Raw genomic sequence first — 26,853 nt, 5'->3', positions numbered from 1 at the left:
AACGTTTTCAATATAAAACATATAAAAAAATCTAATATCTTCTTCTATTAGAAGCAAATTCCACCTTCTTATCAACAACCTTAACATTGTCGTTACCGAATAATCCACGAAGTGCTGTCAGATTATCCTCAGATGCTGATAAACTGCAGTTTGCTCCCATTCTCTTAACAGCTTTTTCTTCTGTAAGATATATTACAAGAGAATCATTTCCATCCATTTCGCGGATTGAATCTAAAAGCTTAGATTCTCCATTTGTATAGGCATCTTTATTGGCAAACTGAATCCAAACCTCTCGCTTACAATCATCGAAAGATTTAATATCATCGCAAATAAGCTTTGCTCCTCGCTCATCTTCATTCTGAACATGCCCCTTAACAAAGACCTTGTTTCCTTCAACAACAAATGAACGGGCTTTTTCGTAGCTATTTGGGAAAACGATGACCTCAAGGGAACCTGATAAGTCCTCTAATGTTATGAAGGCCATTGCTTTTCCGTTTTTAGTGTATTTAACAGTAGAATCCATGATGATACCACCAACTACAACCTCTGCTCCATCCTTGATAGATGCGAACTGAGAGGCTGAATCCATAGAAGCTGCTGCATCATCTGATTCCTCTGTGTCAGACATAAATTCGCTGGCATGAGCTGTAACGTTTTTCTCTAAAATAGAAATGTAATCATCCAAAGGATGGCCGCTAACGTACACGCCCATTAGTTCCTTCTCAAATGCTAATAGAACTTCCTTAGGAAATTCATCTACCTTAGGAAGAGATATTTTTAACTCCTCCTTTTGCTCATCATTGGCAAAATCAAACAGTGTCATCTGGCCTGCCATAGAATTCTTTTTATTTTGGTTAACAGAATCCATAATCTGCTGATATACAAGAATCTTCTGGTGACGATTTCCATCTAAGGTATCACAAGCACCTGCTTTAATAAGGTTTTCCACGGTACGCTTGTTAGCATCGTACTGACTAATACGGTTAATGAAATCCTCAAGATCACGATACAATCCGTTTTGCTCACGTTCCTTTATTATAGAAAGGACTGTGCTGCCACCTACTGATTTGATAGCGGAAAGTCCGTAACGGATTCGGCCATTATCAACAGAAAAATCTGCTTCACCATAATTAACATCTGGTGGAAGCAATTCGATTCCAGATTCTCTACATTCTGCAATGTATGCTGCTATCTTTGTACTGCTGTTAAGAACTGATGTCATCAACGCAGCCATGTATTCCAAAGGATAATATTTCTTAAGGTAAGCAGTCTGAACTGCAACATATGAATAAGCTGCAGCGTGGGATTTGTTAAATCCGTACTCAGCGAAAGGCATAAGCTGATCAAACAACCAACCTGCATCTTCGGCACTGATTTTATTTGTTTCATAGCAGCCCTGCACAAATGCTGGACGCTCTGCTGCAAGCTTGTCTCTCTTTTTCTTACTCATGAATCGTCTTACGTTATCAGCACGACCCATTGTAAAGCCGGCGCAGGTTGTCATAATCTGCATAACCTGCTCCTGATAAACAGGGAAGCCATATGTATCAGAAAGCACATCCTTAAGAATAGGAAATCTTTCGATAAATGGCGACTGTTTTCCTGTATTTTTACATTCGATGATGTTAGGAATGAAATCCATTGGGCCTGGTCGATAAACGGCGTTGGCCAAGATTAAATCTCCGATTTGGGTAGGGTTAAGCTGTTTCAGTAACCCCTTCATTCCTGCTGATTCAAACTGGAATACACCATCGGTTTTGCCTTCTGCGAAAAGCTCCATAACACCCTTATCATTGTAATCGATAGTGTGTAAATCAAGCTTTTTGCCGTAGTTCTTTTCAACCTGCTTTATAGTGTCATTAATAACTGTAAGGTTTCGAAGGCCTAAGAAGTCCATCTTAAGAAGACCGATGTCTTCGATAACCTCCTTTTCGTACTGAGTGATGATAACATCGCCCTTTCCAAGAGCAAGTGGCATGTATTCTACAGTAGGCTTTCCTGAAATAACAACGCCTGCTGCATGGACACCAGTGTTTCTTGGAAGACCTTCTAATGACATGGCATAATCAAGAAGCTCCTTAACCTGAGGGTCCTCATTGTATAAGGATTTAAGCTCAGGGCTATATGAAAGAGCGTTTTCGATGGTAACCTTCTTGTCAGGGATGGAATCTGGTATAAGCTTTTTGATGCTGTTTGTATATGGGATTGGAAGTCCCATGGCTCTACCAACATCCTGGATGGCACTCTTTGGCTTAAGTGTACCGAAGGTAACAATCTGAGTTACGCAATCATCTCCGTATTTCTTACGAACGTAATCGATAACCTCCTCACGGCCCTCAGGGTCAAAGTCGGTATCAATATCAGGCATGGATACACGCTCTGGATTTAAGAATCGCTCAAATACCAAATTGTATTTCATTGGATCGATATCTGTAATACCTGTGGTGTAACTGATAAGAGCTCCTGCTGCTGAACCACGTCCTGGGCCAACAGGGATATCGTGGGTTCTGGCATAGTTAATGAAATCCCATACGATAAGGAAGTATTCCACGTAACCCATTTCCTTGATGGTGTTAAGCTCGTAGGTAAGACGCTCCTCATACTTAACAGATTCCTCACCGTAGCGTTCCTTCAAACCATCAAAGCAAAGCTTGTTAAGATATGTCCAGGCATTATATCCTTCTGGCACCTCAAATGGAGGAAGGCCCGCGATATGATACTGAATCTCAACATTACATCTTTCTGCAATTTCTGCTGTGCGATACACAGCTTCCTTTGCATAAGGGAAAATTTCTAGCATTTCCTCTTCAGACTTAACGTAGAATTCCTCTGTCTCAAAGCGCATTCTATCAACATCGTCAAGTCTTGCTGCTGTCTGGATGCAAAGCAATACATCATGGCTGGCTGCATCCTCTTTATTTGTGTAGTGGCAATCGTTTGTTGCTACAAGAGGGATACCTGTTTCCTTAGAAAGACGAAGAAGACCCTGGTTAACATCCTTTTGTTCTGCGATACCATGATCCTGCATTTCAAGGAAATAGTTATTAGCTCCAAAGCAATCCCTGTATTTGATTGCTACTTTCTTTGCTTCATTATAATCACCTCTTGCCAAAGCTCTTGCTACTTCTCCTGCAAGACATGCTGACAAGCAGATGATTCCTTCGTGGTATTTTTCTATGGTTTCGAAATCTACACGTGGCTTATAGTAAAAGCCTTCCACAAATCCGATGGAAACGATTTTCATAAGATTGTGGTAACCCAAGTCATTTTCGGCAAGCAAAATAAGGTGATAGTATCTATCCTCACCCTTTACCATTTCTCTATCGAATCTAGACCCTGGAGCCACATAGACTTCGCAGCCTATGACTGGCTTAATACCCTGGGCCATACATTCATCATAGAATTTTGTTACGCCGTACATGTTGCCGTGGTCGGTGATGGCTGCTGCTGTCATGCCCATCTCCTTACACTTGGCAACATAAGACTTTATTTTGTTGGACCCATCAAGCAGTGAATACTCTGTATGGGTGTGTAAATGTACAAAACTCATTAAATACCTCTACTCATATAATTTTTATACTAATGACGCGAGTTCGTCGACGATGTCTCCCATCTTGCCGAGGGCGGCTTCGATTGGGGCTGGAGTGGTTAAGTCTACGCCAGCTATCTTAAGAAGCTCTACTGGTGCATCTGTGCAGCCAGATGAAAGGAACTTCTTGTAGCGTGCTACTGCAGGCTCACCCTCTTTAAGAATCATTTCTGCAATGGCTACTGCTGCGCAGAAGCTGGTTGCATACTGATATACATAAAAGTTGTAGTAGAAGTGAGGGATACGTGCCCACTCATATGCGATTTCATCGTCTGAAATCATATCTGGTCCATAATAACGCGCATTAATGTCCTTATATAAAGACGATAAGTTTTCAGCGTTAAGACTCTCGCCCTTTTCTACCATTTCGTTTGTGATTTTTTCAAATTCTGCAAACTGTGTCTGACGATATACTGTACCCTTGAAGCTATCAAGATAGTGATTAAGAAGATAAGCTCTCTCCTTTTTGTCAGTGCAGTTCTTAAGTAAGTACTCTAATAAGAGGATTTCATTACAAGTAGATGCTACCTCGGCAACGAAAATCTTGTAGTGTGAGTAGATAAATGGCTGTGCTTCATTTGAATAATGGCTGTGCATGCTGTGGCCCATTTCGTGAGCTGTTGTAAACATATCATCGAAGGTATCGTGATAGTTTAAAAGCATGTATGGATGAACGCCGTATGCTGTGTCAGAATAAGCTCCGCCACGCTTGCCCTTGTTCTCATATACATCAATCCATCTGTTAGCAAAGCCTTCCTTAAGAAGTGCTACATAATCGTCACCTAACACTGAAAGGGCCTTGCAGATTGTCTCCTGAGCCTCCTTGTATGTTACCTTCTTTGCAACATCTGCAAGCATAGGTGTGTAGATATCGTACATATGAAGCTCATCTACGCCTAAGCACTTCTTACGAAGAGATACATAAGCGTGAAGCTTATCCAAGTTAGCGTTTACAGTTTTAACTAAATTATCGTAAACCTCTGGTGATACGTTGTTTGCATCAACAGCTGCCTTAAGATTTGATTCGTAATTTCTAACGCGAGAATAGAACATACGCTGCTTAACTTCGCCGCTGTAAGCTGCAGCAAATGTATTTAAATAGCCCTTCATTGTGCCATAGTAAGTCTTGAAAACGTTCTCTCTAACTTTTCTGTCAGCTGACATCAAAAATGGAACGAAATTACCGTTTGTAAGAGCTGACTCTTCACCGTTTTCATCCTTTACATTAGGAAATGTAAGGTCGATGTTTGTGAATGCTTCATATACTTCTCCAGGTGTGTTTGACATTTCTGCTGTCATGGCAACAACCTTTTCAAGCTCTGCTGATAATGTGTGAGCCTTTAATCTAACGATTTCCTTAATCTCATTTTTGTAAAGCTCAAGTCCAGCCTCCTCGCTGTAGAACTGCTCAAGCTTTGCGCTGTCACAAGCTAATATTTCTGGAGTGATAAATGACAAATCTGATTCCATTTTTGCATACAAAGAAACCATTCTCTGGTTCATGCTTCTATGCTTAGAATTTCCCTGATCTTCATCAAAAAGTCTTGCTGAATAAAAATATGCCTTCTCTACTTTCTCCTCTACGAAAGCTGTCTCCTCTAATACCTTAAGAAGTGTCTTAGCACTTTCGCAAACCTTGCCTTCGAACTTTTTAAGGTCCTCAAGCTTATCATTAACAAGCTTTAAATCAGCTTCCCATAGTTCCTCTGTTTCATATACATCCTTAACATTCCAGGTATCTTCAACCTTTACCTGGTCTCTAGACATCAATTCCTTTGCCATTATTCTTCCTCCAATAATTAATTTTAATTAGTACAATCTTTCACTATTCTATCACAGTTTCTTCAAAGATACATTGTATTCTAATAATACTTAATATGAAAATTTTTGTTAATTAGGAGGGCGCCATGGCAGGTAGAGAGGATCTAATTAAGGGATTAAACGAAGCTATGAACGTAAACAAAGAGGACGAGCTTGGCCGTCAGTTTTTTGCTGATACAAACACTCTTAAAACCGGTGCTGCAGGTGGTAATGTTGAAGTAAGTGTTATTGTTTCCAAGGCTGAATTTGCACGAATCGCAAGTGGCGTCGTAAAGTATCACGTAACAGATCGACGCGGTATTGAAGATGGTAACGACATTACCTTTAATGAAGTGGAAGCAGATGGTTTCACCCAGACAGGCCACAAACTGACAAAGCGTGTTCTTGATGTAAAATCTTACTTGCAGATTGAAGGCCTGAAGGATGGATTTTGTATTGTGTCTTTCTAGTTAAATTGGATCAAACATTTTTTTGAAGATGTCACGTTCAAAGATAAATATTTCAGATGTGTCACCTTCTAATACGCCAATATAATCGCCAGGCTTACCAAGACAATAATTCTCTGGGTCATGCTTAGTGAATACCTTGGTTCTATTATTTATTTCTTTAGCAAACATGTAACTATTGCCCGCAGTTAAACAGCTGTGGGCATGTTTTGTTATTTCTACATTTCTTCCATCTATATCGCTTTTAATTGTAGGAATGTATTCACCTGGATAAACGTATTCAGATGAATCCTCAATGAAGTATTTATCAAACTGCTTCTTGGATATTGCAGTGACTTCTCCACGAATACCAATAACGATAATAGTATCTTTTTCAACTTCGAATTTAACATCACCCTGGATAGTACGAATAGTTGCATTTACTCCTATTGGTAATATATCAGTAGCAATTACATATCCTGCTTTAAGGGATTTTCTGGCGTAACGCTGCATGTCTGATGTATCGATGCTGTAATCACTGGCGTAAATAATATCGTTATCATAGAAATAATCCTGCATTCTACTTCTGAAAAACTGTTGGATAGCCGCAGGAGTGTATTCCAATTCCTGAAGCTCTAATAGTCTTCTTTGGATGGAGCCGCCTGCTTTAATTAAGTGGCCACCGCCATTTCCTACACCTTCACATATAAACTGCGCCAGCTCATCTGCCTTTACTTCCTTAACGCAACTTCTAACAGATATTTTGATTCCACCTTCGTGGATTGAATAAACTAAGCAGCATTCAACATCCTCAACCTCTAACAGCATATCTGAAATAATACCAAGAATGTTAGGGTCACAAGGATCTGTTTTAACTATAGCGTAATGGTTATCCTTGTAATATTCAGAGCCTAATAGTGCAATTCCTGCAATACGAAGCTCCTCTTGAGAAATGTTGGAATTCTTGAATTTGGTAATAATAGCTTGACTGAATTTGAGCTCATCACGCATATCCATGTCTATTGGATGATGTAGCTCAGAGAAATTATTACTGTCTGTTAAAAGTCCATAATAAAGGGCTGTGGATAGCTTAATATCCTCGTTAACATCTATGCCCTCTGCTCTAAGCAAATCCCACACTACAGTGGCGCAGCTGGCCTGATATGATCTAACCTCTGAAAGTGCTGGAAGGGGACCTTCCACCTGATGATGATCTATAATGGCAATATTTTTCGCTTCAAACTTCTGTATATTGCCTTCCTCATACTGGCCATCTACAGTAACCAGTAAATCTGGTATTTCACCCTCTGACAAGCCCAAAAGCTCAGCAAGGCCTTCCTGAGTTTTCACGAAGCTAACATTAATAGCTAAATCTGTAATCATGAGCTTAAGGTTACTTTTGGCAACCTCAAAATTCCCGCCATATACGAACTTAGCATTCTTTCCATTACGAACCAAATATTTTAACACAGCAAAACCTGATGCAAGAGCGTCAGCATCTGGATTATTGTGACATTGAACTATTATGTTGTCATACTCTAATAATTGGGAGAGTTTCATTAAAAGCTTTCCTCCAAACAAAACTTAAATCGTTATATATTATAACAATTATTAATGGTTTAATCTACCTATAAAAAAACAGGAGCACCATTAAAGGTACTCCTACACTGAATCGATTAATATATTTTATATTTTCCACTTAAAGCAAGCATTGCAAACATGTACAAGCAATTGTCGAAGTATCTGCGCTCCCCTGTTCTAAGTGGTGTGTTCCAAAATTCTTCGACGGCACGTAAGGCATACTCCCCATCCGCTGCTAAAGTCGCCTGAGCGATTGTAGCAGTCAAGCCTATAGGATGAAGAGCGTTGCCTTCAAGAACTGTGCCGTCTACTTCATATATACCTCTGTTTTTATCAGAGGGAAGAGTGAAGAAGAAGCGTTGTAAATTATTTGCAGCATTTCTACAAAATTTATCAAAATCGGGATCATTTGATTCCCACTCATAAGCTAATCCTATGTTTGCAATTGTACGATATGCGTCACTGTAGAACCAATCATGACGTCCACCAAAATGCTCGTGGTCTGGATATGGCTTTCCATCATAGTAGCTGTATTCTGGAGAAAGACCAGTTACTGGATGGCATGCCTTCTGTAAATAAGCTCTACTTGCAGCTGCAGCTTTTTTCCAGAAGTCCTTATCCTCTTCATAACAATTTTCTGCAAACAATTCATAGAAATGTGGTAGATGATATGAGGGGTCTGTGAATTCAAGTCCTGGTACGAACTTGATTAATCCATCATCTGTCCACATGTTGTGTCCACCATAAAGCTCCTCATGATGGATACATGTTTTAAGCAACTCTTTTGCCTGATGGCTGTAGTTATAAATACCTTCGCCATCGCCCCATCTGTGGCTGGCAAATATTAGTGCCATTGCAAAGAATTCTTCTCCGTCAGGAGCTGGTCCAAAAGCATTTTTATTTCCGTCAGTTGCCACTGACCAAGCAAAGTATCCCTTGTTTTCTCCCTCATCAAGATACATGTTTGTCATTGCCCAGTTCCATAACTGGTCGAATTCTTTTTTCTTATCAAGCTGGACACACATCATCATGCCATAGGAGATTCCCTCGGTACGGGTATCGTTGTTACCCGTATCGATGAGATATCCCATGGAACCATCTTCTGTGGTGCCATAAAAATTATTATCGCCATAAAAAATCTCATTAAATGTCTCTTCAACGCGAGCATCAATTTCCTCATGAGATTTTCCAATTTCTAAAAAGACGTTACGCATGTATTACTCCTTTACACCACCAAGTGTAAGTCCTGTTACGAAGTACTTCTGTAAGAATGGATAAATACAAATAATTGGAAGCATCGTTACAATAGTTGCTGCTGCTCTTACAGATGTTGGTGTTACAGAACCTTCGCCTGCGTTCTTCATAGCCTCGGCTGATGAGCTCTGGTTAGATACTGAAGAAAGGAGCTTCATTAACTCGTACTGTAATGTTGTATACTGTGATGCCATTCTGTTATAAAGCATTGCATCGAACCATGAGTTCCACTGTCCTACAGCAACGAAGAGTGCAACAGTTGCATAAACTGGCTTGCATAATGGAGAAATGATTTTTAGGAAGATTGTTGTGTAGCCAGCACCATCAAGCTGTGCAGACTCTTCCAAACTGTCAGGAATACCTCTCATATAGGTTCTAATAACTAACATGTTAAAGGCAGAAAGCATTCCAGGAATTACATATACAGCAAAGCTGTTTGTAAGACCGAGGGATTTAAATAGAAGAAAGGTAGGAATCAATCCACCATTAACATACATTGTAATTACCCAAAACAGTGATACCTGCTTAGCGAAGATAAAGTCCTTACGGCTAACGATAAATGCAAGTATGGCATTTGTTACAAGAGCAAGAGCTGTTCCTATTAAAGTTCTTGCTACAGTAACGACAGCACCTGTAATAAGGTTATCTTTAGACAAAACTGTCTCATAGTTTTTCCATGTAAACACTCTAGGCCAAAGGTAAATACCACCTCTAAGAGCATCAGTACCATCATTTAATGAAACTGCTAAAGTGTTGAGTACAGGATAAAGTGTAACAACAACAAATATAATCATGAATAAGCCGTTACAAATTCTAAATGCTAAATCAGCACCTGAAATTTTCTTACGCTTTTTAGCTTTTTGCATAGCGACCTCCTTGGTTTTGATTTTTCCAGTGGCACTTGCAATATTAATTGTCTGATCCATAATGTGCACCTCCTAGAATAGTCTTTCTTCGCCGTGTTTCTTAGCAATGTGGTTAAAGAACACAATAAGAATAATAGAAACCAGACTCTTGAAAATACCTGCTGCAGTACCGATTGAATAATCACCCTGGCTGATACCCCATTTAAGTACGTAGATATCAATTGTCTGTGATACGTTCTGTACTAGACCATTTCCAAGTAAGTACTGAATTTCAAATCCGGCATTAAGTACATTACCAACGTTCATAAGTAAAAGAATCATAATTGTTGGTTTGATACCAGGAAGTGTTACGTTCTTAATTTTTGCCCATCTACCTGCACCATCAATAGCTGCTGCTTCATAAAGAGATGGATCAATAGATGTAATAGCTGCTAGATATATAATTGCATTCCAGCCCGTTTCCTTCCAAACATTAGCGAAGGCTACGATTGGCCAGAAGTATTTTTCGTGAGCAAAGAAATTGATTGCTTGATCAATCACTCCAAAATGAAGTAAAAGTGTATTAATAATACCTGTTCCTGAAAGTGCATCATGAAGGATACCAGTAACGATAATCCAAGAAAGGAAGTGTGGAAGATAAGAAATAGTCTGAACTACTTTCTTTCCACCCTTGAATGCCATTTCATTTAACAGGATGGCGAATACGATTGCCATTATAAATGTAGAAACAAGATTGATAACTCCCATTGCAAGAGTATTTCGAATTACTCTTATGAATGTTGCGTCTGAAAATAATAATTTAAATTTGTCTAATCCAACAAACTCTGAATGTAAAAGACCTGTAACTGGTTTGTAGTTTTGGAATGCCATAAGCCATCCGCAAAGTGGTAGATAATGGAATATTACGCCATAAATAACAATTGCAACAGCCCAGACAATCAGCACTCTTTGGCGTTTAAAGTCGGCCATGGTTATTGATTTCTTAGTCATACTTTCCTCCCAATTTTGATAGAAATATAGCGAGCACCTCTCACAGTGTACCCTTTGATCAGTGCTCGCCAAGGGGTTTATACCTCTACCCGTTTTTCTTACTTATTTTTACTCGTATTTAGCTGCTTCTTCCATTCTTCTTTCAAGTTCAGCCTGCATCTCTGAAATAAAGTCTTCTGGCTTACACTCTTCATAAACCTTCATGTACTCATCCCAACCCTTTTCAAAGTCGTCAGCCATAACAACCTTTGGAAGATACTGGTGCTTAATTTCACCCATCTTTGTCCAAGCTGTACCACCTGGTGTAGCTGTTGTCATTGAGCTAGAGAATGTGTACATTGGATACCAAGGACCTGGCTTTTCTGATGTACCAATCATCTCTACGTATGTCTTAGCACCATAAGCTTCGAAGCACTTCTTGATTGGCTCTGAAAGTCCATCGAAGAATTCCTGCTCCTGTCCATCAGACTTCATAGCATTCTTGCCATCACGGCTTGTTCCAGAATACTGTGGGAAGTATGAGTATGAGCATGTGTGTGAAGCCTTGTAAGCTGTATCAGATGCCTGCTTTCTCATCTCAGGTGTTCTGTAGTACATACCGTCATCGTCAACTAAGTAATCTTCACCTTCAACACCCCAGAATCTTAAATCGTGGATGTCCTGATCAAGAAGATCATTTACAAACTGAAGTGCGCCCTCAACATCCTTACATGATGTTGTGATTGCAAGACCTGAAGATACATTAAGAACTCCGCCTGAGTTATGCCACTGGTTGTGCATTCCTTTTTCAATTGTGATTGGAAGTGGAACGTACTGGCAACCCTGCTCATCAAGACCTGCTGACTTGATTGCATCTTCACCTGTGTAAGCGAAATCCCACCACTGATCAATCATACCAAGTACACGACCAGAAGAAATCTTAGCGATGTACTCATCATATGTCTGTGTGAATGACTCAGGATCTACAATACCCTTCTTGTATTCCTCATTTAACTTCTGGAAGTATTTCTTAGCTGTTGGTGTTGTGTTGTAATCAATAACCTGAAGCTTCTCTGGATCTACGATAACTGATCCATCGTTTGGATAACCATCAAGGAACTCTGGTGCGTTCTCTAAGCAGAAGTATCTCCAATCATCACAAAGGATTGTGTATGGGATATTCTTTGTTGTACCATCAGCCATTGTTGGGTTAGCTTCGTTATATGCTTCGATTAAGTCGAAGTACTCATCCATTGTCTCAACCTTTGGATATCCAGCCCACTCAAGAACTCTTGCCTGAATCCAGAATGCTTCATCGTTGTGTGTACATACACGCTCTTCTCCATAGATGTTTGAGAACTGTGGAATCCAGTAAATGTGTCCGTCGCTCTGACGAAGCTGATCCCATTCCTGCTCTGTGAAATATTCTTTAATGTTTGGATACTTGTCGATATAGTCATCAAGTGGTACTAAAGCACCTGCTTCGTACATCTGAACTGAACCATTTCCAGCTTCTACGAAATCTGGATACTCGCCACCAGCGATAAGAGTACCAATTGCCTCTTCAGCTGTCTGACCTGTAAGCCATGTCTCCTTAACCTTGCAACCAGTCTTCTCAGCAATAATCTGCTGGATCTCGTTGTCATCATTGATTTCTGAGCCTGGTACTGCAAAGAATGCTGTGAATTCTTTGATACCATCCTCATTAACTGCTCCGCCGCTTCCTGCTTCTTTACCGCAGCCAGCAAGCATGCTTGAGAGCATCGCAGTGATAAGTAATGCACTTACGATTTTCTTCTTCATAAATTATAAACCCTCCTTTTATTTGTGGGACTTATTTGTCCCTCGTTCATAATGGTATTGTATGACAATTCTGTGAACTAAACACCCAAAAAAGTATAGATTAAAGGGGGAGAAAATTTAAACTTTTTCCCCGAAAAAATATACTATTCACGGACATGCAATTTTTATCTGCTGTGGTTTTGCCTACAGATGGCTTCCTAACTTGGGGCGGACTAGCTACATTATGATGCGCCTTTTGTGGCATCAGTATTTGCCCCTTTCCAACCCCACAGTCAAAGAATTACTGATTTTCTAAATGCCACACTCGCATCCCCTATTACACGTGTTCTTTCAAGGTTTGACAATTCTGTCGGCACTGTATGTATCTCGCAGACACCCTCAACCTAGAGTAATAGCAGTGGCGGCAATATTAGTATTAATTGCATGATTTTGGAATGAGCCTAGTAGAATCTTAAAGCAGTTTTTGGATGTTTTCATATGGGCTGCCACGGACGGCAGCCCAAGGCTGATAGCGAAACGGACTGAGCTTGAAGCCGGTAGGAAAACATCCAAAAACTGCTTTTAATTCTACTTGGCGAATGTAATATGAATGCAATTAATACTAATATTGCCGCCACTGCTATTAAGTAACCTAACAAGTGTCTGCGAGATACATACAGTCCCTTCGAATAGTCAAAGCCGTGAAAGGACACGTGATGTATGCTCGTTTGTGTCATTAAGAAAATCAGCAATTCTTCTCCAATGATGGGGTTGGAAAGGGGCAAATACTGATGCCATAAAAGGCGCCTTCTGAAACCTAGCAGCTAGTCCGCCCCAAGTTAGGCAGCCATCTGTAGGCAAAACCACACTTTTTAAGTTTATGCATGTCCGTGAATAGTAGCAGATAAAAGATAAGGGGTTTGCCAAACGGCTAAACCCCTAGGTTTTTCTTGTATTTTGTAGGTGTGCAGCCATTGGCCTCGATAAATTTATTGACGAAATAATCCACGTCTTTATAGCCAACTGCCTCTGCGACCTCATATATTTTCATATCGCTTTTACGAAGTAAGCGTGATGCTTCCTCGATACGTTTTTCATTAAGATAATCCTTAAATGAACAGCCATATTTCTTTCTAAATAACTGTCCTAAATAAGCGGAATTGATAAAGTATTTTTCGCTTAAGTCCTTAAGAGTAAGATTGCTTGCATAGTTGCGTTTTATTTCCTCTTCTATGTCCCCAAGCACGCCCTTAGATACGTTTTTACGTAGCTGGGCTAAATATTCTCCATAGGCGTATGCCATACGACAAAGGTGAGTTTTTCCGCCTCTGCGGATTCCTTCTTCTGATGTGCTTTCAGATATCATACGAAGGATTTCCTCCTGGTTAACCTCGCTATCAAGCTCACTAGCCAGGTGAATCAACTGAAACATCAAATAGTTGATGTTAAGATTCATGGTAGATTCTGTAACACCTGTATTTTTCATTTCTCCGTAGAAGGCATCTACCTTTTCACGGATTTCTATATGGCCACCCTTTTCGATGGCATCAATAAGGTCATCCAGCTGTTTCTTACAAATAAGAATGCCTGTATCAGTTATCTTATATTCTTCTTCGTAGTAGTAAAGACTTTTCTTTTCTCTAAATCCCTGAAGGGAACGAAGCATATTTGCTGTACCATAGGATTTAGAAATATTTCTAATTCCCGATACGGTTTTACCAACAAGAACAGTGGCTGATAAATCCGTATTTGCGATAATATAATCAAGAAAGGCTTCAATAAATTCCTTCATGGACATCTGACGTCGCTGTCCCATTGATTCTGCGTAAATAAATCCAAGGTCGTAAACCTTTTCACTATCAGATACATCCATCACACAAAAATCTGCATCTGATTTAAGGAATTCCGTAGCAGCTGCATATAGCTTTTTAAGCTGCTCCTTTTTATCATCATCAGAATAATCCTCTGAAAGGGTTTCATCCTCTAACTGGACCTCAAGATAACACATTTCCTCATCTAAATTTATTTTTCCAGAAAGATATTCGATATTCCCCTTATCAAACTTTCCACTAAGGAGGGCCATAAGATTTCTGTCCAAATACGCTCTTTCCTTTTTGGCTCTATCCTTGTCCAGTGTTTCCTTTTCTGAATTAAGCTCAGAAACCTTTCTAAGAATTCCAAGCAGCTGTTCCTTTTCAACAGGCTTTAAAATGTAGTCTGTACAATTGTATCTAAGTGCTTCCTGGGCATAATTAAATTCTGCGAAGCCGCTTAGAATAACAAAATAAATATCGCTGTGCTTAGATTCTCTAAGTTCCTTTAATAGCTCCAGTCCTGTCATCACTGGCATTTTAATATCAGCGATTACTAAATCCACTGGATTGTAATTAATAAAATCTAAAGCTTCCTTTCCATTGGTGGCAGTATAAATTTCATACCCTTCTGCCTTCCAATCTAATAATAGCTTTAACCCCTGTAAAATAAATGGCTCATCATCAACTAGTAATACTTTTAACATTAATTCACACCTTCTAATTTATCTACCGGAATACAGATTTGTACCAAAGTACCTGCACCCAGTTCTGAATCTAGATCAAATGTTACATTGTTATCTGTAATCATTTTTAATCTTAGACATGCGTTCACAATACCAACTCTGCCCTTTTCCTTGAGCATATCGATATTAGCGTCACGCATTTTACTTAATAATTCTTCTGCCTCCTCTTCTGGGATACCTGTTCCAGTATCCTCTATTTCAATTGTGACTTTAGATTCATCCCTTGATATTCTAACAAAAATCCAGCCCGGTGTAGTCTTACTTTCTATTCCGTGTACAACTGCGTTTTCCACAAAAGTTACCAGGGTGAGCTTAGGTATCAACAATTCTCTACACTCATCAGCCACATCTATCTCAAATGATAGTCTATCACCAAATCGATATTTTTGTAGATTTAAATATGCTTTTACGAAATCTAATTCTGTCTCAATATAAATATTATCCTGCTGCCACTCCGTGTACTGGCGCTGAAGCTTCGCAAGATGCTCTACCATTTTCGCCGTTTCATTTTCCTGCTTAAGCAAAGAATGCATTCTTATGCTCTCTAATGAATTGAATAGGAAATGTGGATTGATCTGACTGTGTAGTGCCAGAAGCTCTGCATTTTTTCTGGCAACAACAGTTTCCTGCTCCTTTAATTTATTCTTGTAAGTTGTATGCATCAAATCACTTACAAAAAGCGGCAAGGCAATGTTAATAAGAATCATAAAGCACAACTGATACCATCTATTTTTTATTATGTACCAGAAGCTGGTTGGCGCACCCACAATCTTTAGTTGAAGCTCCTTACCGTAAGCCTCAAAATTCTGAGTGTAAGATATATCATGAAGATTATCTACGGATGTGTAATCTTTAGCAACATTACTGTATTTGCCATTAGACATAAGTATATAGTCATCATCGCAAATGTACGCCTTAAACTCATAGTTTAGATTCTCAAGTTCCTCCACGAACTGAGCGTAATCAATCTCTATTAGCATAACATTTGGTGAATTATATTCATAGTAATTTAATCTCTGGAATAAATATATAGTTCTTAAAATAGATTTATTGGGTCCTATTTTTGTATCAAAATACAAGCCTTTTTTTAAGCCTGAATTCATTACATAGTTATACCAATCTGTTCCCTTAGCCTTATCGATATTTTGAAACTCTGCACCATTTATTATTGTGTCATTATCGGTGTAAATCTTAAAATCCATTCCTGACTGGCTTGTGACCAAATGCAACAGAGTATCATCAAAGAATTGTCTATATGAATTGTAATAATCTAACCCTGATTCGTAATTGTCATGTATAAACCGATCGACATACAGGCTGCTATAAATGGCACTACCCAGTTTAGCAGCCTGGTCAACCTGATTAAAAAAAGTATAGTGAATAGCATTAGCTTCGTTTTCTAAATGATGTCTGCGAACAGTTTGCTCGGTATTATAAATAGATGTCAAAATCAAACTATCCGAAAGGATAATTGGAATCACAACAAAAATAATATATAAAACTACAAGTCTTCTTCTATTTTCTGTTGGATTGAATCTTCCTTTAATTTTAGAAAAAAGCTTAAACATTTCCCCAATACCTTTACTCTAATTCTGTAACACTAAGCCAAGAGAAGTCGCAATTGTTGTTGCTCTCTTCGCCGTTAGATGAAGTGTACATTCCCACTGTACAGCCAACAAATCCGCCTGCCTCTTCAGTTGTATATGGAATTAAATCCACATCATCCTTTACTAGTATATAATTATTGCCGCGGATTAGCCATACACTAGCTGACTGATTTTTTGCTTTTATCTCAATTTCAGCTGATGGATTGTGTAGCAATGTTGATGCGATAACCTTTTCTTCCCCCTTAATTACAGTTCTAACCTGAAGATGAAGTGCTCCGTTACGCTTAACAATTTCTACTGCCAAATGATTTGCATGATTCTGGAATAATACCAAACCACCGCATTCATTTTCATTAGCAGGATTAAATTCCACTCTGGTGTTTACCTTAAATGCATAATCCTTCTGGCGTAATCCTAAATAAGAAGGATAGCATGTGTCCTCGATGCGTTCCTTTCTTGTGTGAAGTCTCATAAATCCAGGACGATCTGTAAGTGAATAAATCTCCTCATTTCTCTTTTCGATTCCAACTAATCTGTCATCAAGCTTGTCTGAATAGAAATGTAATGTATCACTCCAATCATTTTCCTGTGGGAATGGATGCTCATCAAATGGAACCTCAACATCATCTGTAAGCTTGCCAATACCTGGGTTAATTACTGGCCATCCATCTTCCCATTCAACCTTTGCAAGGAATGTCTCACGGCCGATACTGCAGTGCTTTTTGCAAGGACGTGATGCAAGCATAACGATATAGTAGTTACCGTTCTTATCATCTACCAAATCACCATGTCCAGCATAGATGATAGGATAATCCTTACCAAGATTTCTGTGTGAGAAAATTGGGTTTCTTGGGCAGCCCTCGAACCACTTAAATAATTCCTTTGAACGAGCTACAGAAATTGCATGCTCTGGGCCTGTACCGCCTTCTGCGTGGATAAGATAATAATATCCATCCTTCTTGTAAAGATGTGGACCTTCTGGCCAGATAACATCCTTAACTGCGCCCTTCCAGATAGCCATAGACTCACCTGTAAGCTTCATTGTATTTAAATCTAATTCCTGTACCCAAATCTCCCAGTCACCGTTATATCTAACGCCCTCTGGATTTGGTCTTGTTCCTACATAATAGCATTTTCCATTGTCATCAAAGAAAAGTGATGGGTCGATACCAGGTGCATCCTCCCCAAGATAATATGGTTCTGACCATGGGCCTGCTGGGTCCTTTGCAGTAACGATGAAGTTACCGCCATGGCTCACATTTGTTGTAATCATATAGAATGTGCCATTGTGCTCTCTAATTGTAGGAGCAAAGATTCCACGTGAAATCTCGCCGCTTACTGGAAGCTGGCTCTCCTTATGAAGTACATGACCGATCTGCTCCCAGTGAGCCAAGTCCTTACTATGAAAAATTGGAACCCCTGGTGCATATACAAAGCTTGAGCAAACAATATAAAAATCGTCGCCCACTCTGCATACACTTGGGTCTGGGTAAAAGCCCTTTAAAATTGGATTGTGTGCTGTTGTCATTATATTCTCTCCTTTTTCGTATACGTTAGTCCGCCTGTTAATAGCCGCCAAGTACTCCGTGCTCCCGGTTGTCCGCCTGTTAATGCTCCTAGATGCTCATGCTCCCGTAGGGCACCCCCCATACTTTCGCAAGGGAGCCCGCCGGCGTGGGCACCCACCCTTGCTCGGTATGGTACCTCCCTACTCGCGCTCACCAACTTTTATTTCCATTAACAGGCTCATCTAAGAACCAGCTAGCAGTACTCAACCTTGGCAAGCGCGAGCAAGAGGTTGCTAAAGGTCCGGTGGACCTTTGCTTAGCAACGACCGGAGTGGAACGGAGAACCCCATGTGGTTAAGGAGGGACCCTTTAGGGAGGTTCCCTTGGCCGCAATGGGAGATGGCTTGCGGGAGCACGGAACACTCGGGGCTGCTAGCGTAACTATTTAACTACCCCAAATCCTAGGATAGTGAATTTGTTGCGGGTGGTGTCCTTGTCCACGTGGATTTCTACGTGGTGGGTGCCTGATGTTTTTTCGTCGATGAGGATTAGTGGGTTGCAGTGGCACCAGCGGTTTACGTATGGGTCAAGGTCGCGGATGAACTTGCCGTCAACGTATGCCTTTGCTGTGGCTGCGTCTACTTCTCCTGAATCCTTCATGATAACTACAAGTGCCTTGCAGTCTATGTCCATGGCAAATACGTTGTTGTCGGACTTGCTTCCGTCGTACATCCAGTTGTATGGGAACTCTGGTGTAAGATGAAGGTCCATGTTCATTTCTACTGATTGAAGGACTGTGTCAGTTTCTGTGAAGCCGCCAGCATCGATTGTAGCTGCATCAGTGTTGTCCTTCTTATCAAGTAAAAATACATTATCGTATGTATTTCCAATGGCTGGTGCATCAGCAAGCTTTGGATCATATGAAGCATCTGCTCCCTTTTCGATAGCATTTTTCATAATGTTGATTAAGCAGTCTGCCATGATTGTGTGTCCCAAGTTTGTAGGATGGAACATATCATAGAAATACTGATGCTTTGTAAGGATGCGGTTGTCTCTGTCGTAGAACTGTGGTGTTACGGCATCCTTTACGCTGGCCATACCAAGGTCATATCTAAATCCAACAGGTGCTAATCTGTCCTGTAGGTTATAATCATCTGCAAATACAGAGAACATAAGAAGTACTGCTGGGTTGCTTGGAAGGCTAAGAGCACGTCTTACTAAGCTTTCGTAGCAATCACCCTTTGTCTCATCACCCTCGTCATTTACTGCAAATTCAACAACAAGAATATCTGGCATAACCTTACCATAGCATAATACATCTCTTTCGAAGCGGCACATACCAAGCTCAGAAGGTGTTCCGCCTACACCAGCCTTAAGATAGTGGATGTTATCGCCGTCACCCATAAGCTTCTTGAAGCCTAAGAATGATTTGTATGCGTAGCATTCTGTGTTGATTGGTGTAGCACCTGCGCCCTGTGTAATAGAACCACCGATATAGCAGATGTTTACATCCTCTCCTCTTTTTGCCTTTTCAACTACATCAAGGATGCGCTTTGTGTTTCCAAGGTTTACTAAGGAGCGGTCAATCATCTCTTTGTATTCTTTAGAATTTGTATCTACTGGCTTTTCCTCAAGCTGAGGTGGAGCTGTATATCCATCATTTAAGAAGAATCTTACTGAAAGATAGGCCTTCTCCTCTGGGGCATCTGTATGAATTCTAATCTGGCCTGGCACATCGTCATCATCTGTCCATTCTATATCACTCATGTAGATTCTTTCTTCTTTAGAATTCGTATTTACGGTAGCCTTTAGGTTAGCTCCGCCGCCATACAAATCCTTCTTTCCATACATCTGGAAAACAAATTCTGCTGTCTTATCCTTGTCTTCCATCTCAATTGAAACACCTACGGAATGTACAAGCTTTCTAAAGCCTTCCACTGTTTCCATAAGCTTAAGTGTAGCCTCATCAGTTACGTTTCCTGTGAAGGATGCGCTGCTGATTAAGCGGCCATCGCTCTGGTAAAGATATGAAACACCTTTGCCGTTTTCATCTTCTGCTGTGAAGATTTCTTTGTCCTTTATTACGTAAAAATATGGCCTATCCTTTTCCGGATCTGTTGGTGCTTTTACTATTTCCATTACATTATCCTCCTATATGGCTTCTCCCTATGGGAGAAGCTGTCACCGCAGGTGACTGATGAGGGTTGTAACTATATTTGACCCTCATCCGCCCCATGCGGGGCACCTTCCCCCAGAGGGGGAAGGCTATTAATACTCTACTTCAGTTACGTTGCCTTCTAGTTCTATATTAAAGAGGGCGATTTTAGTGCCTGTGAGTTCTTCAGTTCTTGCATCTGGCTGTGCACCGCCGATTGATACAGTAAAGAGTCCTGGTTCCACAATGCATCTTCCCTTTTCATCGATGATTGCAAAATCACGGGCTGAAAGCTCTATTTCAACCTTCTTTGTCTCACCTGTTGCAAGCTCTACCTTCTTAATCTTTCTAAGAGAACGGATTGGTACTCTTGTGCTGGCTTCAACATCCTTTACATATACCTGCACAGTTTCAATCTGGCTCATATCACCGGCGTTTGTGATATCACAAGTAAGCTTAAATGTATCGCCGATGTTGCCCTTAGCCTTGTCTACTGCTGCATTTTCGTATTTTACCTTTGAGTAGCTTAAGCCGTATCCAAATGGATAAAGTGGTGTGCCCTTGAAATATCTGTAGGTTCTATTATCCATTGAATAATCTTCAAAGGCTGGTAAATCTTTATCTGATGCATAGAAAGTAAGTGGTAATTTACCGCTTGGGCTTTCTTCGCCAAATAATACCTGTGCGATAGCCTTTCCACCTCTGGCTCCTGGATACCAGCAATGCATTATCGCATTTACGTTATCCTGTGCCCAAGACAAATCAAGTGCTGAACCTGCAAGAATTAAAAGTACAACTGGCTTTCCGATTGCTGTAATCTTCTCTAAAAGCTCCTGCTGCAAGCCTGGAAGCTTAAGTCCCTTCTTATCTCCACTACCAAATTCGTTTCCAGCATCTCCTTCCTCGCCTTCGATTGTTGCATCAAGACCTAAGCACATAACTACTAAATCAGAATGCTCTGCAACTGTCATGGCCTCAGCAAATGTATCTCTTGCCTCTGAAAGTACGTGAGTTCTATCCTTCCAAAGTGGAGTTCCGTCAGAATGGAAGATTCTAACATCATCCCCAACATATCTTTGAATTCCTTCAAGAACTGTAATGTATTCTGAAGACATTCCCTCGTAGTTTCCAACTAATGCTGCACGTGAGTTAGCGTTTGGTCCAATAACACCAATAGTCTTATGCTCGCCCTTCTTAAGTGGAAGGATTCCATCATTTTTAAGAAGCACAAGGCTCTTTCTTGCTGCTGAAAGTGCTAAGTCCACGTGTTCCTTGCACTCTACTACCTCGTATGGGATTTCATCATACTTTGTTGTCTGACCCTCAAGTGTGCCAAGACGAAGTCTGATTTCCATAAGTCTTGCTACTGATTCATCAATAGTTTTTTCTGTAACAAGTCCTGCCTTGTATGCGTAAAGAAGCTTCTCGTATACACATCCGCAGTTCAAATCGCAGCCATTATTAACAGCCAAAGCTGCTGATTCCACTTCACAGCCTGTTACCTTGTGATTTTCGTGGAAATCTCTGATTGCCCAGCAATCTGAAACTACATGGCCTTCAAAGCCCCAGTCGCCACGCAAAATATCCTTTAATAGTCTCTTGCTTCCGCAGGCTGGCTCGCCGTTTACTCTGTTGTAAGCACCCATGACAGCCTCTACCTTTGCATCCTTTACAAGACGCTTGAAAGCATATAGATATGTGTCATATAAATCCTGGTCAGAAACTCTTGCATCAAAATGATGTCTGTCTGCCTCTGGACCAGAGTGAACTGCAAAATGCTTTGCACAAGCAGCAGCCTTTGGATGGTCTGGGTCCTCACCCTGTAAGCCTTCTACAAAAGCCATACCAAGCTGACCTGTAAGATATGGGTCCTCACCGTATGTCTCATGGCCGCGTCCCCATCTAGGATCACGGAAGATATTTACGTTAGGTGCCCAGTATGTAAGTCCCTTGTAGATATCTCTGTCACCATGCTTTATAAATTCGTTGTATTTTGCACGGCCTTCTGTAGATGTAACATCTGCCGCACGTCTAACTAAATCCTCATCAAATGTAGCACCAAGGCCAATTGCCTGTGGGAACATTGTGGAATCTCCAGCTCTGGCAACGCCGTGAAGAGCCTCGTTCCACCAACAATATTTTGGAATGCCAAGTCTGTCAATAGCCTCGGCGTGATGTAACATTTGAGAGCATTTTTCCTCAATTGTCATCTTTGACACAAGCTCTTTAGCTTGCTTCAACGTCTCCTGATTCATTAACTTCTTCTCCTTTTGTAATCATTTCTAGTTGTTTATTAAATTCTTTGCTTATGTAGTATAGAGAAACTGTTGTTGCTAATATCCAAATCAAAAGTCCCCACTGTATATACCAGGCACAAATTATATATGGAAGGAATGTCACTATAAAAATAAGTACCATACGTGGGAAGTTTAACATCGCCATCACCATGGATGCCTTTACAAGTTCCTTAGACTCAACATCATATCTTGCTAAAAATGGGAACATGCAATAGGTTACAGACCATACAAGAAAAGTAAGTACACCTAAGGCCGCCTTTAAAATAAAAGGCATTCCAGTTGCCATACCATACAACACGTTATACCAGTCAAAAGCAAGTATCGCATATACGATAAGGAACATAGCCCATACTACTGTAACCTGCTTAAAGTTATCCTTGAAGGATTTAAAATAAGACTTAGTAGCACTAGGCTCCTCACCTCTTACGATTTTCATTGAAACATAATATTTAGCTGTAAAAGCTGCTCCTATGGTAAAAATTGGAATTGAACATAGAAAGCAAAGTAGATTTATGATTATGAAATCAGCCACCTTGCCTAGAAACTCCATTACTTCACTATCTGGGTTAAAAATTTCCATTACACATTACCTCCCGATATTATCTTGGATGGTAATATTTTATAAAAAAAATCCCACTAACATCTACTGACAAATTTTAGATGTTAGTGGGAGAAAATTAATGTCTAGTTTTTATTCAACTGATGTAGAAGAACCATACTTAGCTTCAAACTTTTCTGTTCTCTCATCCATGATTGCCTGTCCACCTGCTGAAAGGTAATCTGCAACACCCTGATCCCAAACCTTGTCGAAATCAGCTGGCTTTGCTGCAAGAGCTGTATCAAATACTACATCTCTCTTAGATGAAAGTGCCTCACCCATACCATTTTCAGCAACGATTTCTGGAACCTTTACGTTCTTTGCAATCTTGTTGTTTGTTGCTGCATAATCAAGTGCCTGCTGTACATCAGCTGGGTCACATGATGGGTAGCTGTGTGCCATAGAAAGAAGTGTAAGATCATCATCACCAAGTGAAAGACCGTTACATGTAATTGTGTAATCGATGTTGTTACCTGAGTTCATGATTGGGTCGCCTGTTGCAGCGATGCACTCGATAGCGCCATCGTCAAGTACGTTGTGTGTTACACCCTCATCACCAATCTGTAAGTACTTGATGTGCTCTGGAGCTGAGATCCAGTCAAGATAAAGAAGTGATGCAAGTGGCTCATCATTTGTTGTAGGGAAGAAGATTTTTCTATCGCCTGCTGTTGAATCTACATACTTAAGTGTCTCACCCTTTGAGTTTTCGAAGCAGTCAACTGCTACATACTTAGCATCATCGCCAACGATTCTCTTAAGGTTAGCCTGGATTGAATCATCTCCACCACGGAAAGGATAATCCCAGTTGTGCTGGAATGCACCAACATAACCGGCCTTCATCATATCATCCTCTGTTGAATCACCAGCTGTGTAAAGTGCGAAATCATTCCAAAGTAAGCCTTCGTTGTACCACTTGTTAAGTGTCTTCATAGCTTCCTTTGTGCCCTTCTGTGTAAGCTTTCTATCATCAAATCCGTTGATGTAGAATTCCTTATCTGTGATAGCTGGATCCATCTCTGACTCAATAAGAAGAGCTGCTCTCCAACCTACATCAAATGAAACTGAGAATGGAACCATCTTGTCTGCATCCTTGCCAAGGAGCTCCTTAGCGTTATCGCGGAATGCACAAATATCTTCGTAAAACTCTTCCTTTGTCTTTGGCTCTTCAAGACCAAGCTTATCAAGCCAGTCCTTTCTCATGAATGTGTTGATACGTCTGTTGTTAGCACGCTTTCCTTCGATTGCCCAAAGTGTACCCTTCTCATCATCTAAATCCCAGTAGATGTTTGTATCGCCAAGCCAATCCTGAAGATTTGTAAGCTCTGAACCGTACTGATCCATAAGTGGCTTTAAATCTGTAACACCGCCCATGTTAGCGTATGTCTGGATTGTTGGGTATGAATATGTTAAGCAGATGTCTGGCGCTCCGCCTGAAGCAAGAAGGTTGTTGATTTCTTCTGTCTCTGTCCAACGTGGAACTGAAACGAACTCAACCTCTACGTTGTGATCCTCAAGCATACCCTTTTTGATGTAATCTGTGTACATGTTGTCTGTAGGATCTGTACCGCCATCATTTCCTCTGTCATAAACCTCAACAGTGATGTGCTTTGTCTCAGCAAACTTTCCATCAACAAGCTCAGATGAACCTGCTGCTTCGCTGCTTTCTGACTTGCTAGCTGACTTATCGCTAGAGCCACCGCAGCCTACCATTCCTAGTGCCATTGTGCCGGCAAGCACTAATGCTACTAATCTTTTTTTCATTCATATACCTCCCAAGTATAATTAAAATAATATATAATATGAATTCATCACTCTTTCACAGCACCCAAGGTTACTCCATGGATGAAGTACTTCTGCAAGAATGGATAGATGCAGAGGATTGGAATCGTAGAGAACATTACGATTGCAGCCTTTAAGGACTCTGATAAACCAGGTGTTGAGAATCCTTCCTGTGTGGCAACCTCTACTGAATTCATATTGTTCAAAATGTTATAAAGTAAAAGCTGAAGAGGATAGAAATCCTTGTTCTTCATATACATCAAAGCATCTGAATAACCGTTCCATCTGCCTACCGCATAAAAGAGGGCTAATGTTGCAATAACAGGCTTTGACAGCGGTAGGTAGATAGACCAAAGGATACGGAAGAATGATGCTCCATCAATCTCTGCTGATTCTCTAAGAGAATCTGGTATTCCGTAGAAGAAGCTTCTCATGATAATCATGTTGTAAACACTCATACATCCTGGGATGATAAGTACTAATGGATTATCAAGAAGGTTTAACTCCTTCATCAATAAGTAGTTAGGAATTGTTCCTGCATTAAAGAACATTGTTATCGTAATTACGATATTGAAAAATGAACGTCCCTTAAGCTTATTAAATATAAGTGGGTATGCACAAAGTATTGTCATTGTTAATGAAATAAATGTACAAACCACTGTTAAAAATACTGTCCAAAAGAATGACTTAATATATTTGGGATCACCTAAAACTGTTGAGTAAGCGTCAATGTTAAGTCCCTTTGGAAGTAAGTAAACCTCTCTTCTTACCAAGAAATCTGTTCCTGATAATGAACGTGCTAAAAGGTTAATCATTGGAATCAAACAAACTAAACTGATTATCACGCAGATTGCTACGAATACTATATCGCCCACCTTTGTTCCGTCTGATCTAACCATTCGGCTTGATTCCATCTCATCGTCTTTATCTTTTTTTCTAGAAAGTGCAAAACTTTTCAAACCAAATTTTCCTCTCTTTAAAGCCATATCGTTTGCCATGTCGCACCTCCTTACCATATTCCTCTTTCGCCAAGCTTTCTAGAAAGCCAGTTTGCGAAGAGTAAGAAGAATACACCTACCACTGATTGGAACAAACCAACAGCTGTTGTCAGTGAGAACTGTAATCCCTTAATACCATTTTTGTAAACGAATGTTGAAATAACTTCTGCATTCTGCATTACTAAGTTGTTCTGTAAAGCAAATGGTCTATCAAATGCTGAACCTAAGATATTACCAAGTGCCATGATAAGAAGTACTACGATTGTGCTCTTAATTCCTGGCAATGTGATGTGCCACATCTTTCTGAATCGTCCTGCTCCATCAACTGATGCTGCCTCGTATAATTCAGGTGAAATACCTGCGATTGCAGCTAAGTAGATGATTGAGTTCCAACCGAAGCTCTGCCATATTCCAAGGAATATATATGTTCCTACCCATTTATGTGGATCGTTCAAAAATGGAACTGCATCTCCACCAAGGTTTGTAATTACCATGTTTACAAGACCGTTACCTGGTGCAAAAAGCTGAATTGCCAAACCATAAATGATAACCCATGAAAGGAAGTGTGGCATGTAAGCAATTGTCTGAACTGTCTTCTTAAACCACTTGATGTTCAACTCGTTCAGAATCAATGCAAATATGATTGGTATCGGAAATCCGATACATAAATCAAGCAAATTCAAACATACAGTGTTGCGTAATGCATTCAAGAAATCCTTATTGTGGAATGCCTGAATGAAATACTGAAAGCCATGATTATCAGCCCATGGCATTTCGCCAACCTTTTGCACAATACTGTATTTCTTAAATGCAATCAGTACATACTTCATTGGAATGTACTTGAAAATAAGTAAATACAACATTGGTAAAAAAAGTAGCGCGTACAGCTGCCAATATCTTTTTATGTAAGCTTTCCAGTTAAAACTGGCTGTTGATACTGCAGCATTTTTTGTTGCTAATACTTTCATAAATTTCCTCTCCTTCGAACTAGTATACAAGTATATTAGTTTTTCGTAAGAGTTTTGTCTATTCTAAAAAAACAACCAAAATGCCAAAAGCATTTTGGT

The 26,853-nt window shown here is 40.1% G+C and carries 17 protein-coding genes; 1 reads left to right on the top strand and 16 read right to left on the bottom strand.

All coding sequences use genetic code 11. The features are described from left to right. Window positions 1–31: 31 nt before the first annotated feature. Both G611_RS0100940 and pepF read right to left on the bottom strand, forming a co-directional pair. Entirely contained in the window at window positions 32–3,550 is a 3,519-nt protein-coding gene (locus tag G611_RS0100940; protein ID WP_028242006.1) for a DNA polymerase III subunit alpha, read from the bottom strand. Window positions 3,551–3,574: 24 nt separating this feature from the next. Continuing rightward, window positions 3,575–5,371 carry an oligoendopeptidase F gene (gene pepF, locus G611_RS0100935; RefSeq protein ID WP_028242005.1) on the bottom strand — a complete coding sequence of 599 codons (1,797 nt, stop codon included), beginning with the start codon at window positions 5,369–5,371 and terminating at the stop codon, window positions 3,575–3,577. 125 nt (window positions 5,372–5,496) lie between these two features. Here pepF and G611_RS0100930 point away from each other — a divergent pair, with 125 nt between their 5' ends. Beyond that, on the top strand, window positions 5,497–5,859 hold the full coding sequence (locus G611_RS0100930; protein WP_028242004.1) for a hypothetical protein: 363 nt from the start codon (window positions 5,497–5,499) through the stop codon (window positions 5,857–5,859). Here G611_RS0100930 and G611_RS13480 read toward each other — a convergent pair whose 3' ends face one another. The 14 genes from G611_RS13480 to G611_RS0100850 form a co-directional block, all read right to left on the bottom strand. Further along, on the bottom strand, window positions 5,860–7,395 hold the full coding sequence (locus tag G611_RS13480; protein WP_051194990.1) for a DHH family phosphoesterase: 1,536 nt from the start codon (window positions 7,393–7,395) through the stop codon (window positions 5,860–5,862). 116 nt (window positions 7,396–7,511) lie between these two features. Beyond that, window positions 7,512–8,630 carry a glycosyl hydrolase family 8 gene (locus tag G611_RS0100920; RefSeq protein ID WP_028242003.1) on the bottom strand — a complete coding sequence of 373 codons (1,119 nt, stop codon included), beginning with the start codon at window positions 8,628–8,630 and terminating at the stop codon, window positions 7,512–7,514. A gap of 3 nt (window positions 8,631–8,633) precedes the next feature. Further along, window positions 8,634–9,536, bottom strand: coding sequence for a carbohydrate ABC transporter permease (locus tag G611_RS0100915; protein WP_028242002.1), 903 nt, complete (start codon window positions 9,534–9,536; stop codon window positions 8,634–8,636). 72 nt (window positions 9,537–9,608) lie between these two features. Then, window positions 9,609–10,526: an ABC transporter permease gene (locus G611_RS0100910; protein ID WP_028242001.1), complete on the bottom strand. Its 918-nt coding sequence runs from the start codon at window positions 10,524–10,526 to the stop codon at window positions 9,609–9,611. A gap of 108 nt (window positions 10,527–10,634) precedes the next feature. Continuing rightward, on the bottom strand, window positions 10,635–12,308 hold the full coding sequence (locus G611_RS0100905) for an extracellular solute-binding protein (RefSeq protein WP_028242000.1): 1,674 nt from the start codon (window positions 12,306–12,308) through the stop codon (window positions 10,635–10,637). Window positions 12,309–13,218: 910 nt separating this feature from the next. Further along, the gene (locus G611_RS0100900; protein WP_028241999.1) at window positions 13,219–14,805 is read right to left on the bottom strand and encodes a response regulator transcription factor; all 1,587 of its coding nucleotides are present in this window, start codon (window positions 14,803–14,805) and stop codon (window positions 13,219–13,221) included. Further along, window positions 14,805–16,412, bottom strand: coding sequence for a sensor histidine kinase (locus tag G611_RS0100895; RefSeq protein WP_028241998.1), 1,608 nt, complete (start codon window positions 16,410–16,412; stop codon window positions 14,805–14,807). Before G611_RS0100895 ends, G611_RS0100900 begins: the two co-directional genes overlap by 1 nt. Window positions 16,413–16,425: 13 nt before the next feature. Beyond that, a complete protein-coding gene (locus G611_RS0100890; RefSeq protein WP_028241997.1) occupies window positions 16,426–17,979 on the bottom strand; it encodes a glycoside hydrolase family 43 protein in 1,554 nt (517 codons plus the stop codon). 421 nt (window positions 17,980–18,400) lie between these two features. Further along, complete coding sequence (locus G611_RS0100875) at window positions 18,401–20,098, bottom strand: GDSL-type esterase/lipase family protein (RefSeq protein WP_028241996.1); 1,698 nt, start codon at window positions 20,096–20,098, stop codon at window positions 18,401–18,403. A 129-nt stretch (window positions 20,099–20,227) separates the two neighbouring features. After that, the gene (locus G611_RS0100870) at window positions 20,228–22,369 is read right to left on the bottom strand and encodes a glycoside hydrolase family 3 C-terminal domain-containing protein (protein ID WP_028241995.1); all 2,142 of its coding nucleotides are present in this window, start codon (window positions 22,367–22,369) and stop codon (window positions 20,228–20,230) included. Further along, entirely contained in the window at window positions 22,341–22,991 is a 651-nt protein-coding gene (locus G611_RS13475) for a YesL family protein (RefSeq protein ID WP_051194989.1), read from the bottom strand. The genes G611_RS0100870 and G611_RS13475 overlap by 29 nt, the downstream gene beginning before the upstream one ends. Before the next feature lie 111 nt (window positions 22,992–23,102). Next, the gene (locus G611_RS0100860) at window positions 23,103–24,770 is read right to left on the bottom strand and encodes an extracellular solute-binding protein (protein ID WP_028241994.1); all 1,668 of its coding nucleotides are present in this window, start codon (window positions 24,768–24,770) and stop codon (window positions 23,103–23,105) included. Between the two features lie 47 nt (window positions 24,771–24,817). Continuing rightward, a complete protein-coding gene (locus tag G611_RS0100855) occupies window positions 24,818–25,786 on the bottom strand; it encodes a carbohydrate ABC transporter permease (protein WP_081656928.1) in 969 nt (322 codons plus the stop codon). An 11-nt stretch (window positions 25,787–25,797) separates the two neighbouring features. Continuing rightward, window positions 25,798–26,754 carry an ABC transporter permease gene (locus G611_RS0100850; RefSeq protein WP_028241992.1) on the bottom strand — a complete coding sequence of 319 codons (957 nt, stop codon included), beginning with the start codon at window positions 26,752–26,754 and terminating at the stop codon, window positions 25,798–25,800. Window positions 26,755–26,853: the final 99 nt, after the last annotated feature.

Origin of the sequence: Pseudobutyrivibrio ruminis AD2017 (assembly GCF_000424305.1) — a bacterium.
Lineage (GTDB): Bacteria > Bacillota > Clostridia > Lachnospirales > Lachnospiraceae > Pseudobutyrivibrio > Pseudobutyrivibrio ruminis_B.
This window is presented reverse-complemented; position numbering and strand designations above follow the sequence as displayed.

Bases quoted from the DNA above. Each gene is read 5' to 3' on its own strand.
- G611_RS0100940 (WP_028242006.1), bottom strand. From the start codon at position 3,550: ATGAGTTTTGTACATTTACACACCCATACAGAGTATTCACTGCTTGAT.
- pepF (WP_028242005.1), bottom strand. From the start codon at position 5,371: ATGGCAAAGGAATTGATGTCTAGAGACCAGGTAAAGGTTGAAGATACC.
- G611_RS0100930 (WP_028242004.1), top strand. From the start codon at position 5,497: ATGGCAGGTAGAGAGGATCTAATTAAGGGATTAAACGAAGCTATGAAC.
- G611_RS13480 (WP_051194990.1), bottom strand. From the start codon at position 7,395: ATGAAACTCTCCCAATTATTAGAGTATGACAACATAATAGTTCAATGT.
- G611_RS0100920 (WP_028242003.1), bottom strand. From the start codon at position 8,630: ATGCGTAACGTCTTTTTAGAAATTGGAAAATCTCATGAGGAAATTGAT.
- G611_RS0100915 (WP_028242002.1), bottom strand. From the start codon at position 9,536: ATGCAAAAAGCTAAAAAGCGTAAGAAAATTTCAGGTGCTGATTTAGCA.
- G611_RS0100910 (WP_028242001.1), bottom strand. From the start codon at position 10,526: ATGACTAAGAAATCAATAACCATGGCCGACTTTAAACGCCAAAGAGTG.
- G611_RS0100905 (WP_028242000.1), bottom strand. From the start codon at position 12,308: ATGAAGAAGAAAATCGTAAGTGCATTACTTATCACTGCGATGCTCTCA.
- G611_RS0100900 (WP_028241999.1), bottom strand. From the start codon at position 14,805: ATGTTAAAAGTATTACTAGTTGATGATGAGCCATTTATTTTACAGGGG.
- G611_RS0100895 (WP_028241998.1), bottom strand. From the start codon at position 16,412: ATGTTTAAGCTTTTTTCTAAAATTAAAGGAAGATTCAATCCAACAGAA.
- G611_RS0100890 (WP_028241997.1), bottom strand. From the start codon at position 17,979: ATGACAACAGCACACAATCCAATTTTAAAGGGCTTTTACCCAGACCCA.
- G611_RS0100875 (WP_028241996.1), bottom strand. From the start codon at position 20,098: ATGGAAATAGTAAAAGCACCAACAGATCCGGAAAAGGATAGGCCATAT.
- G611_RS0100870 (WP_028241995.1), bottom strand. From the start codon at position 22,369: ATGAATCAGGAGACGTTGAAGCAAGCTAAAGAGCTTGTGTCAAAGATG.
- G611_RS13475 (WP_051194989.1), bottom strand. From the start codon at position 22,991: ATGGAAATTTTTAACCCAGATAGTGAAGTAATGGAGTTTCTAGGCAAG.
- G611_RS0100860 (WP_028241994.1), bottom strand. From the start codon at position 24,770: ATGAAAAAAAGATTAGTAGCATTAGTGCTTGCCGGCACAATGGCACTA.
- G611_RS0100855 (WP_081656928.1), bottom strand. From the start codon at position 25,786: ATGGCAAACGATATGGCTTTAAAGAGAGGAAAATTTGGTTTGAAAAGT.
- G611_RS0100850 (WP_028241992.1), bottom strand. From the start codon at position 26,754: ATGAAAGTATTAGCAACAAAAAATGCTGCAGTATCAACAGCCAGTTTT.